This is a genomic window from Flavobacterium pectinovorum (genome assembly GCF_006438875.1).
GTDB classification, from domain to species: domain Bacteria; phylum Bacteroidota; class Bacteroidia; order Flavobacteriales; family Flavobacteriaceae; genus Flavobacterium; species Flavobacterium pectinovorum_A.
This window is the reverse complement of record NZ_RCZH01000019.1, coordinates 49,805-63,108: the sequence shown is the minus strand read 5'-3', so window position 1 is coordinate 63,108 and position 13,304 is coordinate 49,805. Positions and strand designations below refer to the sequence as shown.

Annotated in this window: 11 protein-coding genes; 8 read left to right on the top strand and 3 right to left on the bottom strand. The window is 34.3% G+C overall.

Annotation, left to right across the window (positions count from 1 at the left end):
- The first annotated feature begins 18 nt into the window (after positions 1 to 18).
- The 3 genes from cysK to EAH81_RS28040 all read left to right on the top strand — a co-directional run bounded on the left by cysK (position 19) and on the right by EAH81_RS28040 (position 3,943).
- Positions 19 to 939, top strand: coding sequence for a cysteine synthase A (cysK, locus tag EAH81_RS22510; protein WP_140511252.1), 921 nt, complete (start codon positions 19 to 21; stop codon positions 937 to 939).
- Between the two features lie 165 nt (positions 940 to 1,104).
- Entirely contained in the window at positions 1,105 to 2,025 is a 921-nt protein-coding gene (locus EAH81_RS22505) for a family 2A encapsulin nanocompartment shell protein (protein ID WP_140511251.1), read from the top strand.
- On the top strand, positions 2,009 to 3,943 hold the full coding sequence (locus EAH81_RS28040; RefSeq protein WP_140511250.1) for a family 2A encapsulin nanocompartment cargo protein cysteine desulfurase: 1,935 nt from the start codon (positions 2,009 to 2,011) through the stop codon (positions 3,941 to 3,943). Before EAH81_RS22505 ends, EAH81_RS28040 begins: the two co-directional genes overlap by 17 nt.
- A gap of 158 nt (positions 3,944 to 4,101) precedes the next feature.
- Here the strand turns inward: EAH81_RS28040 and EAH81_RS22495 are convergent, their stop codons facing one another.
- Together EAH81_RS22495 and rocD are read right to left on the bottom strand one after the other, a co-directional pair.
- The gene (locus EAH81_RS22495) at positions 4,102 to 5,184 is read right to left on the bottom strand and encodes a glycosyltransferase (protein WP_206669106.1); all 1,083 of its coding nucleotides are present in this window, start codon (positions 5,182 to 5,184) and stop codon (positions 4,102 to 4,104) included.
- Positions 5,185 to 5,442: 258 nt separating this feature from the next.
- Positions 5,443 to 6,696 (bottom strand): ornithine--oxo-acid transaminase, encoded by a 1,254-nt coding sequence (rocD, locus tag EAH81_RS22490; RefSeq protein WP_140511248.1) that lies wholly within the window; start codon positions 6,694 to 6,696, stop codon positions 5,443 to 5,445.
- A 200-nt stretch (positions 6,697 to 6,896) separates the two neighbouring features.
- On the opposite strand from rocD, the gene EAH81_RS22485 reads away from it, so the two are divergent.
- The 4 genes from EAH81_RS22485 to EAH81_RS22470 all read left to right on the top strand — a co-directional run bounded on the left by EAH81_RS22485 (position 6,897) and on the right by EAH81_RS22470 (position 10,469).
- A complete protein-coding gene (locus EAH81_RS22485; protein WP_140511247.1) occupies positions 6,897 to 7,349 on the top strand; it encodes an Lrp/AsnC family transcriptional regulator in 453 nt (150 codons plus the stop codon).
- A 131-nt stretch (positions 7,350 to 7,480) separates the two neighbouring features.
- Entirely contained in the window at positions 7,481 to 8,254 is a 774-nt protein-coding gene (locus EAH81_RS22480; RefSeq protein WP_140511246.1) for a dienelactone hydrolase family protein, read from the top strand.
- A gap of 179 nt (positions 8,255 to 8,433) precedes the next feature.
- A complete protein-coding gene (locus EAH81_RS22475; RefSeq protein WP_140511245.1) occupies positions 8,434 to 9,444 on the top strand; it encodes a DUF3667 domain-containing protein in 1,011 nt (336 codons plus the stop codon).
- Positions 9,445 to 9,452: 8 nt separating this feature from the next.
- A complete protein-coding gene (locus EAH81_RS22470; RefSeq protein WP_140511244.1) occupies positions 9,453 to 10,469 on the top strand; it encodes a M28 family peptidase in 1,017 nt (338 codons plus the stop codon).
- 316 nt (positions 10,470 to 10,785) lie between these two features.
- Here EAH81_RS22470 and rho read toward each other — a convergent pair whose 3' ends face one another.
- Entirely contained in the window at positions 10,786 to 12,663 is a 1,878-nt protein-coding gene (gene rho, locus EAH81_RS22465) for a transcription termination factor Rho (protein WP_140511243.1), read from the bottom strand.
- 183 nt (positions 12,664 to 12,846) lie between these two features.
- Here rho and EAH81_RS22460 point away from each other — a divergent pair, with 183 nt between their 5' ends.
- The gene (locus tag EAH81_RS22460; protein WP_140511242.1) at positions 12,847 to 13,257 is read left to right on the top strand and encodes a DUF4293 domain-containing protein; all 411 of its coding nucleotides are present in this window, start codon (positions 12,847 to 12,849) and stop codon (positions 13,255 to 13,257) included.
- Positions 13,258 to 13,304 lie beyond the last annotated feature (47 nt).

Sequence of the window (13,304 nt, the reverse complement as noted above, 5' to 3'; positions counted from 1 at the left end):
ATATCAAAAATATCAAACATGAAATACCAAAACATTTTAGAAACAATAGGAAATACTCCTCACATTAAACTGAACAAAATTTTTAAAGAACACGAAGTTTGGATTAAACTTGAAAAATCAAATCCAGGCTCAAGTATCAAAGACAGAATTGCGCTGGCAATGATTGAAGATGCGGAGAAAAAAGGTCTTTTAAATGCTGATTCGATTATTATAGAACCAACTTCGGGAAATACAGGAATCGGACTTTCGTTGGTCGCTGCCGTAAAAGGATACAAAGTGATTATCGTAATGCCGGAATCGATGAGTGTGGAACGCCGAAAAATAATCGAAGCTTATGGCGCTGAATATGTTTTGACTCCAAGAGAAAAAGGAACTTCGGGCGCGGTTGAAAAAGCAAAAGAATTGGCGGCAACGATTAAAAACTCGTTTTTGCCATCTCAATTTACAAATCCTGCCAATGTCGAAGTTCACGAAAGAACAACAGCGCAGGAAATTCTAGCCGATTTTCCTGATGGAATTGATTATCTGATTACAGGTGTTGGAACTGGCGGACATATCACGGGAGTTTCTAAAATTTTAAAACAACATTTCCCAAATTTAAAAACTATTGCTGTAGAACCTGCTTTATCGCCGGTTTTAAGCGGAGGAATTCCGGCGCCGCATCCTTTACAGGGAATTGGTGCAGGATTTATTCCAGAAGTTTTTAATAGACAATATGTTGACGAAATAATTACGGTTGAAAAAAATGATGCTTTTAATTTCGCCAAAAAACTAACCCAAGAAGAAGGAATATTTGGCGGAGTTTCAACTGGAGCAGCTCTTGCGGGAGTTTCTAAAAAGCTAAAAGATATTCCAAAAGATGCCGTAATTCTGACTTTTAATTATGATACGGGAGAACGATATCTTTCGGTTGAAGAATTATTTGGATTCTTTTCTTAATTCTGAAATTCAACAACATAAGAGTTTTTTAAACCTAAATAAAACATCCTTTATTTTAAGAAGCTTTAATTTTTAACATAAATTTACTTATAGCATAAAATAGGTCTATGCAATTCGAAACCTATTAACATCATAAACAAAAAATAACCTTTAAACCATTAAATCATGGCTGAATTAAAAAAACAACAAACCGCATTAGGCGATGTAGCAGCAAGACAATTAGCAATTGCGACCCGTTCAGTTCCACAAATAGGAAACACATCTCCGCGTTGGCTAACGCATCTTTTGCATTGGGTTCCGGTAGAATCGGGTGTATTTCGTTTGAATAAAGTAAAAGACGGAATCGATATCGAAGTGGACTGTTCTGCAAGGGACGAAAGAGTTTTACCAAATACTTTCGTGGATTATATCGAAAATCCAAGAGAATACAATCTGGCTGCCGTTCAGACTATTGTCGATGTTCATACACGTGTTTCTGATTTATACAGTAAACCATACAATCAAATTTCTGAGCAGCTTCGTTTGGCTATCGAAACGATCAAAGAACGCCAGGAAAGCGAATTAATCAACAATAAAGATTATGGTTTGTTGAGCAATATTGCTCCTTCGCAAATCATAAAAACAAGAACTGGTGCACCAACTCCGGATGATTTAGACGAATTATTGACTAAAGTCTGGAAAGAACCTGGTTTCTTCTTGTTACATCCGTTAGCAATTGCCGCTTTTGGCCGTGAATGTACGCGTCGTGGAGTTCCGCCTCCAACAACGTCATTATTTGGATCACAATTTTTAACCTGGAGAGGAATTCCGCTTATTCCATCTGATAAATTGCCAATTGTAAACGGAAAATCTAAAATCATTCTTTTGAGAACCGGAGAAAGCCGTCAAGGAGTTATCGGCTTGATTCAGCCAGGTTTACAAGGCGAACAATCTCCTGGATTATCAGTTCGTTTTATGGGAATAAACGAAAAAGCAATCGCTTCTTATCTTGTATCTCTTTATTGCTCATTGGCAGTTTTAGTAGATGACGCCATCGCTGTTCTTGAAGATGTAGAAATAGGAAAGTATCATGAGTACAAATACTAACAACAACGGTTTACCTAATATTGACGATTTGCAAAATTTGGCAAACGAACTGTTCAGGACTTTGCCTAATGAGTTTCCGAAAGAAATTTCGTTAAGTCCGGATAAAAGTGAACATCCTCGTGCAACTAAAATTGCAGAAACGATATTGCAGGCAGGAAATTTGGGTAATACAGCTCCAATTCCGGCACAAGATCCGTTGAATATTCAGCCAAATCCAAATTCCTTTAGCGGTTTTGGGGCGACTCCAACAATTGCTAATTATAGTAATACAGGAGCTTCGGCTTTATATCCAAATGCCGGAGCCGGATTTGATCCGCAAAGTGGTGTTACAACATCCGGAGTTCAGGAAGATTATAATTTAAACATCAATAACCCGCATACGGGTTTTCATGATTCTAATTTAAAAAATGGAGCATCACCACAATTGACTGAAGATTCGTTTTTCTCTCAATTGCTGCTGAACAATCAATATTTGCCTTTTCAAACGGAGAATTCTTCTTTTGAAATTGAATTACAAGCAGCTTTGGCAACGGTTGACACACAATTTAAAAAGAGAGACATTTCTCCATTAAATGGAAATGGACCAGGAAACAACTATTATTTCTTAGATCAGAATCCTTTTGCTTTTGATAAAAAAAGTCCAAGTCCAATTGTTGGAAATACGTTTGGTTCTAAAGAAATTGGCGCCATTACCGGAACTAATTTTAATGCTGAATTAATCAAAAAAGATTTTCCGATTCTAAGAGAAACCGTGAACGGAAAACCTCTGGTTTGGTTTGATAATGCAGCAACAACTCAAAAACCACAATCGGTAATTGATCGTATTGCTTATTTCTACGAACACGAAAATTCAAATATTCATCGTGCGGCACATGAATTAGCGGCACGAGCTTCTGACGCTTATGAAGCGGCACGCGAAAAAGTAAAAACGTTCCTGAATGCTGGTTCTGTAAACGAAATTGTATTTGTTCGCGGCGCAACCGAAGGAATTAATTTGGTAGCACAAAGTTGGGGCGATCATAATTTAGTTGCCGGAGACGAAATCATTGTAAGTAATCTGGAACATCACGCTAATATCGTTCCGTGGAAAAGACTGGCAGATAAAAAAGGCTTAAAACTAAGAGTGATTCCGGTTGATGATGACGGTCAGATTTTGCTTGACGAATATGCAAAACTTCTGAATCCGAAAACACGTTTGGTTGCTTTTACACAAGTTTCAAATGCTTTGGGAACTGTAACTCCTGCTAAAAAAATAGTCGAAATGGCACATTCCGCCGGAGCGAAAGTTCTAATAGACGGTGCACAATCTGTTTCGCATATGAAAGTAGATGTTCAGGATCTGAATCCGGATTGGCTTGTTTTCTCGGGACATAAATTATTTGGTCCAACCGGAATTGGTGCTTTATACGGAAAAGAAGATTTATTAAACGAAATGGAACCGTATCAAGCGGGTGGAAATATGATTCAGGATGTGACTTTTGAGGAGATAAAATACCACAAAGCACCCAATCGTTTCGAAGCCGGAACTGGAAATATCGCCGATGCAATTGGTCTTGGAGCGGCAATTGATTATGTCACAAAACTAGGAATTGAAGCAATTGGGCAATACGAACATTATTTGTTAGAATATGCTACAAAATTGCTGAAAGAAATTCCGGGTGTGAGATTGATAGGAACGGCAAAGGATAAAGCAAGCGTACTTTCTTTTAATCTGCAAGGATATTCAAACGATCAGGTTGGGCAAGCGCTTAACAAAGAAGGTGTTGCCGTAAGAACAGGACATCATTGTGCGCAGCCAATTTTACGACGAATGGGCGTTGAAACAACGGTTCGTCCTTCGTTGGCATTTTACAACACAACACAAGATGTTGATACGTTTATTAAAACCTTGTGGGAACTTAAAAAAGTTAGGTTTTAAAATAAAAAAAGAGCCAATGCTTTATAAACATTGGCTCTAAGAAATAGTTACTTTTTTTGATATTTTAAGTAATTATAACCAGGAGGCGTTCGCTACAGCGAACGCCTTTTTATATAATCTTCTTTTTACTATTATTTTGTACTGTAAGTTTTCAATACTTAATGTATATAATCTTTATATAAACAATCTTTATTTTTTTTGAATGTATTGAAATACTCCCGGTTGTGTAGTACAGAAGCATGATTCACTTTATATCTTCCTGCCAATTCATTAAAATATATTGCTCTTTCAATATTCTTTATATTAGAATAACAGACTGCAAGTTCTATTGCTGGCACAAAATTCCAACAATCAATTGAAGTCATATTGGTGTCAGTGTTAGAAATTTTCAAAGTAAGTATAAACTCGTACCAATAGATGGCTTTTGTATAATCTGCATTAGCCTTATAAATCGATGCTATTTCACAACATGCCTCTGCTCTTGGAATGTCGAATATAAAACTCTGAAAGAGGTATTTTAAAGCGTTTTCTGTATCACCTAATTTCTTGTAAATTTTACCAATTTCATTACAGGCATTTATGTTATCATCAACAGCTCCGTTTTTTGTATCAAGAAACTTATTAAAGTATTCAATTGCTTCTTTGTATTTATCGTGATCTCTTAGCTCTCTGGCATAATAATACAAAGATCTTGGAGAGAAAGGTAAATTCTTTCGCTGTTGTTCCTCATAAATTTTTAAGTTGCGATCTGAAAAGGAAACTAGCTTTTTATGTGTAATAGCAATTTCAGAAACTAAATAATTGCCTCCATATTCAATATATTCATGAACAGGATCACTCCATTGATAATTATTAGCTCTTTTTAGTAATCTTTCACGATGGAAAGAATAGGAAGGATTATTGTTCTCATCAACAACATAATTATACTTCATCAAAACCATGTCGATTGCAGGAGAAAGTGTTTTTTTAAGTTCCAGAAAAGCGATCTTATCCTTTTCGATTATAATGTCGTCAGCATCCAACCAAAGTTGGTATTCTTTTGTCGCTTTAGAAAATGCAAAATTTCTTGCGGCTGCAAAATCATTTATCCATTCAAAATCATAGACTTTATCTGTAAATGAGTATGCAATTTCTTTCGTTTTATCAGTAGAACCAGTATCAATAATTATAATTTCATCCATAATTTCCTTGATAGAGTCAAGACATTGTGCCAATGTCTCTTCTTCATTTTTCACAATCATGCACAGGCTTATTGTTATCATATCTTAGTCATAATAAATTAGCATCATTTTTATTCAAATAAATACGACACAAGTGGGAGAAGGTATGTATCGTTAATATTTGATTTTTTTGCAAAATTAAACTGCGTAAGAGCTCATAATAGCCACTAAAAGATCTAATTGTATCAGAATAATATTTTTTTTCATGGCAAAAAAAAACATATATGGAAAGCCATATATGTTTTTAAAATAGTATCGTAATAGTCAATTAATAACCAACTAATCTCTAAAATCCTCCAATGATTTTTCGATAATTTCAAGGCATTCCTGAATTTGCTCTTCTGTCATTACTAATGGCGGCGCTAAACGAATCTTGTTTCCGTGCGTTGGTTTTGCCAATAATCCGTTATCTCTGAATCTTAGGCAAATTTCCCAAGCCAAATCAGAATCTTCTCCGCAATTAATTACAATTGCATTCAATAAACCTTTTCCTCTAACTAAAGTAATCAGGTTGTTACGTTCTTTGATTTCGTTTAATCCTTTTCTTAAAATGATTCCTAAACGTTCTGCATTTTCAGCTAAGTTTTCTTCTTTAACCACTTCAAGAGCTGCGATTGCAACAGCAGCAGCAACAGGATTTCCACCAAAAGTAGATCCGTGCTGACCTGGTTTAATCACATTCATGATTTCGTTATTTGCTAAAACTGCAGAAACCGGATAAACTCCTCCAGAAATTGCTTTTCCTAAAATTAAGATGTCCGGTTGCACATTTTCGTGATGAACGGCCAATAATTTTCCGGTACGGGCAATTCCGGTTTGAACCTCATCTGCAATAAACAATACATTATGTTTCTCACACAATGCTTTTGCTTTCGCCAAATATCCTTCTGACGGAACATATACTCCGGCTTCACCCTGAATAGGTTCTACTAAAAATCCTGCTATATTTTTTGACGATTCTAAAACTTTTTCAAGAGCCGTTAGGTTATCATATTCAATTTTTATAAATCCGTCTGTAAAGGGACCGAAGTTTTTACGGGCAGTTTCATCATTTGAAAAAGAGATAATTGTTGTCGTTCTTCCGTGAAAATTATTCTCACAAACAATAATTTGTGCCAGATTTTCATGAATTCCTTTTACCTCATAAGCCCATTTTCTACAAAGTTTCAAAGCTGTTTCAACCGCTTCTGCACCTGTATTCATTGGTAATACTTTATCGAAACCAAAATAATTGGTTACATATTCTTCATACTCTCCTAATTTATCATTGTAAAAAGCACGCGAAGTCAAAGACAATTTCTGTGCCTGATCCGTCATCGCTTTTACAATTTTAGGATGACAGTGACCTTGATTCACAGCAGAATAAGCCGATAAAAAGTCATAATACTTTTTTCCGTCAACATCCCAAACATATACACCTTCTCCTCTTTCTAATACAACTGGAAGTGGATGATAATTGTGAGCTCCGTATTTGTTTTCTTTTTCGATCAAAACCTCAGACTTTGATGAAAGTACTTCTTGCTTATGTCCCATGATAATTTATTTTTATTGAAGCAAAAATATAAAATTTATTTATTTAAAAGCAATAATCAACATGTTTTAACTCAATAATAGCTTTTATAAAAACAAAATAACTTATTTTAACACAATTATAAGTCATTTTATCTTTTGGTTTTAAACATCAAATCATAGTTATTTTTATCTTTACATAAATTAAACGAAAAAAATAGTGCATGGATATCTTAGACGAGTTTGACATTAAAATTATAAAAGAATTAGAAAAAGATGGACGAGTTGCCTATTCTACCATTGCTACTAATTTGAAAATTTCAAATACTATGGTGCACCAACGTATTAATCGTTTGTTTGAACAAGGAATTATAACGGGCATCAAACCTATTTTAAACGAAAAACAAATTGGCTACGATTGGGCTTCTTTTACGGGTATTACGCTCAATAAAGATTCAGATTCTGAAAGAATTATTGAGGCTTTAAAAGAAATTCCTGAAATTACCGAATGCTACTTTGTAACCGGATCTTTCACGCTTTACCTAAAAATAACGGCAAAAAACCACGAACACATGCGTAGGATATTATATGAAAAAATTGATAATATTCCCGGCATTGCAAAAACAGATTCTATGATAGAATTAGGATGTGCTTTTAAGCGAAATATTACTTTATAAAACATTCAGAATAATTTAAATTCCAATGGATTCATAATTCAGAAAACAAATGTTATAAACCTCAGAAGAAATCACTTTTGAGGTTTTTTTGTAACATAATATTTCTGATATTTGTTAAAAATTGTGAAATCATGAAAAATTCTGCTCTGCTACTTTTTGCTACTATATTATTTTCTAACGCTATAAACGCACAATTAAAACCTGTAAAATACGCCGATGGAAATCAGGTATTAAACGGTTTATCTATAAAAGCTGCTAAAAAAAGCAGTAACAACCCTGGAATCTTACTTTTGCCTGCATGGCTGGGAATTGACAAAGCATCAAAAGATATTGCTGAAAATTTATCAAAATTAGGCTATACCGTTTTCATCGCCGATATTTATGGTGAAGGAAACTATCCTAAAAATACTTCGGAAGCCGGAAAACAAGCTGGCTTTTACAAAACCAATTTTGCAGCATACCAAAAAAGAATCGATGCAGCTTTAAAGGAATTAATAAAATCCGGTGCAAATGCAGATAATATTGTGGCTATTGGATATTGTTTTGGAGGAACTGGAGTTCTTGAAGCTGCCCGCGGACATTTGAATGTAAAAGGAGTTGCTTCATTTCATGGCAGCTTAGCCAGAGATGCAAGTCGCCCTGTAGAACCTATTACAGCCAAAGTTTTGATTTGCCACGGCGCTGATGATCCGTTTGAATCTAAAGAAGAAATTACCGCTTTTCAACAAGAAATGCGCGATTCTAAAGCCGATTGGCAAATGATTTATTACGCAAATGCGGTTCACTCTTTTACAAATCCGGAAGCCGGAAGCGATAATTCTAAAGGCGCTGCGTATAATCCCGTTGCTGCAAAAAGAGCATTTGAGCATTTACAATTATTTCTAAATGAAGTATTGAAAAAATAAAAAAATAGCCCACGGATGTTACGGATTAAACAGATTGGCACAGATTATTATTCTAAAAATTTGTGCTAATTTGTGTAATCTGTGGCAAAAAGAAACCAGCGTAAACCCGTTTAATCCGTCAAATCCGTGGGCAAAAAAACATAAACTAAACCATAAACCAAATCAATCAATAATAACCAATGTCACACAGTCCGATTAGAAAAGACAAAACGTGCTTAAATTGCAGGCACGTTGTTGAACAAAAATTTTGTCCAAATTGCGGACAGGAAAATACTGATAGCCGAAAAACATTTCATCATTTGTTTATCCATTTCTTTGAAGATTTGACGCATTATGAAAATGCATTCTGGAAAACCATTAAAAACTTACTTTTTAAACCTTCTACTCTAACTAAAGAATATCTTTCAGGTAGAAGATTGTCTTATCTGGCTCCTGTTCGTTTGTATATTTTTATCAGTTTTATTACTTTTCTTTTAATTGCCTTGTTTCCAAATAAAATAACTGAGAATCTTAACAAAGGTGAAAAAGAAATTAGTTCAAATTTTGAAGAATCCAGCAAAGACAAAACTGAAAAGCATCGTGATAAAAACTACTTGCAGGAAAAAACGATGAAACAGCTCGATAAAAAATACTTTCAATTAAAGTCAATGAAAGAGATCGACTCTATTCAAAAGTATGGTAAGGAAAGCGAAAAAATTACAGAATTTCAATATTGGATTTACGAAAAGGCTGTTCATGTCACCGAACACAATACTAAAAAGGAAATCATTGAAAAATTCATAGAATCTTTTCTTCATAATATCCCCAAAATTCTGTTCATTATAATGCCTTTCTTCGCTTTCTTCTTATGGATTTTTCATAATAAAAAGAAATGGTACTATTTTGATCATGGTATTTTTACTTTGCATTACTTCTCCTTTTTACTTTTAATATTTCTCATCTTATTCATTGTCAACAAAGTAATTGGCTTATTTGGAGAAGACAGCCCAATGGCAATAGTCACTGATATTATCAATTTTGTGGGTATAATATGGATGTCTTATTATTTTTATCCGGCACATCATCGTTTTTACGGCGAAAGCAGAATAGTTTCATTTGTTAAAAGTGTAATCTTATTTTTTATAAACTTTAATTTTATCCTATTTTTACTCGTTTTTTATATGCTATATATATTTATCAACTTACACTAAACTAATCAATGAAAAAAATTGTAGTTCTATTATTAGTTGCTTCAGCGTTTTCTTGTAAAAACATGCAAGCTGTTGCTTCTAAAGATAACTCAGACCCGACTAAATACATAAAAGTCATTAAGGAGAAAGATCTAAAAAAAATGCTTTATGTCGTAGCTTCTGATGAAATGGAAGGTCGTGAAACCGGATCAAAAGGTCAGAAAAAAGCAGGTGTTTATATGATTGACCAATACAAAAAAAATGGCGTGTCATTTCCTAAAGGAGCAACTGATTATTACCAACACATTCCCGCTGCATACCTAAACGCAAAGCGCAATGAAAACTTACAGGATTCAGAAAATATCTGGGCTTATATCGAAGGTTCTGAAAAACCGGACGAAGTTTTAGTAATTTCAGCACATTACGATCACGTTGGAATTAAAAATGGTGAGGTTTATAATGGTGCTGATGATGACGGTTCCGGAACGGTTGCTGTTATGGAAATGGCTAAAGCATTTGCAAAAGCTAAAAAACAAGGTCACGGTCCAAAACGTTCTATTTTATTTCTTCATGTAACTGGTGAAGAGCACGGTTTGCACGGATCTCGTTATTATTCAGAAAATCCATTGTTTCCAATTGCGAATACTATTACTGATATCAATATTGATATGATTGGTCGTCGTGATGTAGAACATGCTAAAACAAACAATTATGTTTATGTAATTGGTGCTGACAGGTTATCTACCGATTTACACAATGCTGTTGTAGCGCAAAATGACAAATACACTAAATTAGATTTAGATTTTAAATTTAACGACCCTAAAGATCCAAACCATTTTTATGAGCGTTCTGATCATTATAACTTTGCAAAACATGGTATTCCAGCTGTTTTCTTCTTCAATGGAGTTCACGAAGATTACCACGGAAAAGGCGACGAACCTCAAAAAATAGAATACGATGCTTTGACAAAAAGAACACAACTTGCATTTGTTGTTGCCTGGGATTTAGCAAATAGAGAAAATAGACCTGTAGTTGATAAGAAATAAGGTTCTGAGTTGCTAAGGTTCAAAGTTTTTTTTGTAGAGGCGCACAGCAGTGCGTCTTTCTAGAGTCGCAAAGGTCTGAGAGGAATATTCGAATACTGAATCACTTTGTAGGACTTCGACTTCGCTCAGTCTGACAATATTGTGTCGATTATTAATCCTCAGGAATTACAAAAAAATTGAAAACAACATATAATAGACAATAGTCTATTACAAGTCTAAAGTTTACAAAAACAAAAAGGGATGAGTTTTAAAACTCATCCCTCTTTTTATATTTATAGATTCCAAAAGAAAAACCTTAGAACCTTTGTCCCTTTTTTCAGTCATTCATAGAAATCAAAAATTCTTCGTTATTTCTTGTTTTCTTGAAACGTTCGTTTACAAAATCCATAGATTCAACCGGGTTCATATCTGAAAGATACTTACGCATAATCCACATTCTTTGTAATGTTTTTTCGTCTAATAATAAATCATCACGACGTGTACTTGACGAAGTAAGATCGATTGCAGGGAAAATACGTTTATTGGCAATTTTACGATCCAATTGAAGCTCCATGTTACCAGTTCCTTTAAATTCTTCAAAGATAACCTCATCCATTTTAGAACCTGTTTCAGTTAATGCAGTTGCGATGATACTTAATGATCCGCCGTTTTCTACATTTCTTGCAGCTCCAAAGAAACGTTTTGGTTTTTGTAATGCATTTGCATCAACACCTCCACTTAAAACTTTTCCTGATGCAGGCTGAACTGTATTGTAAGCTCTTGCCAAACGTGTAATCGAATCTAAAAGAATCACAACATCGTGTCCGCATTCTACCAGACGTTTTGCTTTTTCAAGAACGATATTCGCAATTTTCACGTGTTCTTGTGGTTCACGGTCAAATGTAGAAGCAATAACTTCTCCACGAACGCTGCGTTGCATATCTGTAACCTCTTCAGGACGCTCATCGATCAAAAGAACAATAAGATAAACTTCAGGGTGATTTGCTGCTATGGCATTTGCAATGTCTTTTAACAACATTGTTTTACCCGTTTTCGGCTGTGCTACAATCATACCACGTTGTCCTTTTCCTATTGGAGAGAATAAATCGATAATACGAGTTGAAACTGAGCTGCCTTTTTCGGCTAATTTGAATTTTTCAGAAGGAAAAACTGGTGTCAAGTGCTCAAAAGAAACTCTGTCACGAACAACTTGCGGATCGTGACCATTGATTTTAAGTACACGAACTAAAGGGAAAAATTTCTCGCCTTCTTTTGGAGGACGAACCACTCCTTTTACAGTATCTCCGGTTTTAAGACCGAATAATCTGATTTGTGAAGTTGATAAATAAATATCATCCGGAGAGGCTAAATAATTATAATCTGATGAACGTAAGAATCCGTATCCGTCAGGCATCATTTCAAGAACACCTTCACTTTCGATAATTCCGTCAAACTCAAAGTCTGAATCTCTGAAATTATTCTTTTTATTTTTATGATTTGGGTTTTGATTTCCGTTACTCACATTTCCATTTCCGTTCCCATTTGGATTTTGATTTAGGTTTTGGTTTGGATTTTGATTTTTGTTCTGATTTGGATTTATCTTTTTTACCGGAGCAGTAATTTCGGCTTTTTCTATGATTTCCTTATTTTCTCCTACAGTATTGTGATCTTCAGGAGCTGTTTCTCCAGCTTCTTCAGAACCTACTTCTTTAGTAGCTTCTTTTTCTTTTTGCAGAGCAACCTTTTTCTCGTAAGCTGATTTATTAAACTTTACAATTTTTGGTCCTTTTTTTTGTATTTCATTGTTTTCAGGAGTTTCCTGAACTTCCTGAACTTCCTGAACTTCTTGTGTAGCTTCTTCTTGTTGTATTTCTTCTGCTTTTGGAGCTTGCTGAGCTTTTGGAGTTGCTTTTGAAATCGCAGGAGTTTTAACTTTTTCAGGAGTTTCTTCTACTTCATCAAATTCTAAAACCGGAGCAGCTTTTGAAATAGCGACTTTTTTTGCAGGAACTATTCTTGCTCTTTTAGGCTTATCGTCCTCTTCTTTTTCGGCCACAGCATTAACTGGCGGTGCTACAGTCGCTTCCTGATGTGCTAAAATCTGACTTATTAAAGTCTCTTTTTTAACGCCATTAAACTTTATAGTTTTAGCTAACTTAGCTATTTCTTGAAGCTCAGAAAGCTTCATTTCTTTTAATGCAGAAATATCAAACATGAATGTTCTATGAATTTAATTATTTTAAAGGAAATACTGTAAAAAGAATAGGTAGATATTTTATTTCAATTGCCCGCAGTATGAAGTGCTTACGGTATTATGATGCAATAATACGAATAAAATTTAATCATACAATAGTATTTTAAAAAAAGAAAATATATTTTTGTAAAACAATTTCAAATAATGATACAAAGAATTCAGACTATATATTTAATTCTTGCATTTATTGCAACAAGTGTTTTGATGCTTTTTATTCCGTTATGGACATTAAAAGGCGGAGCATTATTTTATTTTAATCAAGATCCTATATATACTGTAATAGTTGGATTAAGTACGATGCTTACTATAGTGAGTATCATTTCATTCAAAAAAAGACAAAATCAGTTTGTAATGAACAGACTGAACATAATATTAAATTTAATTTTATTAGGATTATTTGTATATCGATCTCTAAATTTATCTGGAGAAACTGCGGTTTCTGAGAAAGGTATTGGGATGTTTCTACCTATTGTTTCTATCGTATTATTAGTTTTAGCTAATAAAGCCATCAAGAAGGATGAAGATCTCGTAAAATCTGTAGACCGTTTGAGGTAGACCTATAAACTTAAATTTTTTGTGCGAAGAGAACCCGAATTTTATAT

Excerpts from the sequence above, each read along its gene's own strand:
- cysK (WP_140511252.1), top strand. The coding sequence starts at position 19 with ATGAAATACCAAAACATTTTAGAAACAATAGGAAATACTCCTCACATT.
- EAH81_RS22505 (WP_140511251.1), top strand. The coding sequence starts at position 1,105 with ATGGCTGAATTAAAAAAACAACAAACCGCATTAGGCGATGTAGCAGCA.
- EAH81_RS28040 (WP_140511250.1), top strand. The coding sequence starts at position 2,009 with ATGAGTACAAATACTAACAACAACGGTTTACCTAATATTGACGATTTG.
- EAH81_RS22495 (WP_206669106.1), bottom strand. The coding sequence starts at position 5,184 with ATGATTGTGAAAAATGAAGAAGAGACATTGGCACAATGTCTTGACTCT.
- rocD (WP_140511248.1), bottom strand. The coding sequence starts at position 6,696 with ATGGGACATAAGCAAGAAGTACTTTCATCAAAGTCTGAGGTTTTGATC.
- EAH81_RS22485 (WP_140511247.1), top strand. The coding sequence starts at position 6,897 with ATGGATATCTTAGACGAGTTTGACATTAAAATTATAAAAGAATTAGAA.
- EAH81_RS22480 (WP_140511246.1), top strand. The coding sequence starts at position 7,481 with ATGAAAAATTCTGCTCTGCTACTTTTTGCTACTATATTATTTTCTAAC.
- EAH81_RS22475 (WP_140511245.1), top strand. The coding sequence starts at position 8,434 with ATGTCACACAGTCCGATTAGAAAAGACAAAACGTGCTTAAATTGCAGG.
- EAH81_RS22470 (WP_140511244.1), top strand. The coding sequence starts at position 9,453 with ATGAAAAAAATTGTAGTTCTATTATTAGTTGCTTCAGCGTTTTCTTGT.
- rho (WP_140511243.1), bottom strand. The coding sequence starts at position 12,663 with ATGTTTGATATTTCTGCATTAAAAGAAATGAAGCTTTCTGAGCTTCAA.
- EAH81_RS22460 (WP_140511242.1), top strand. The coding sequence starts at position 12,847 with ATGATACAAAGAATTCAGACTATATATTTAATTCTTGCATTTATTGCA.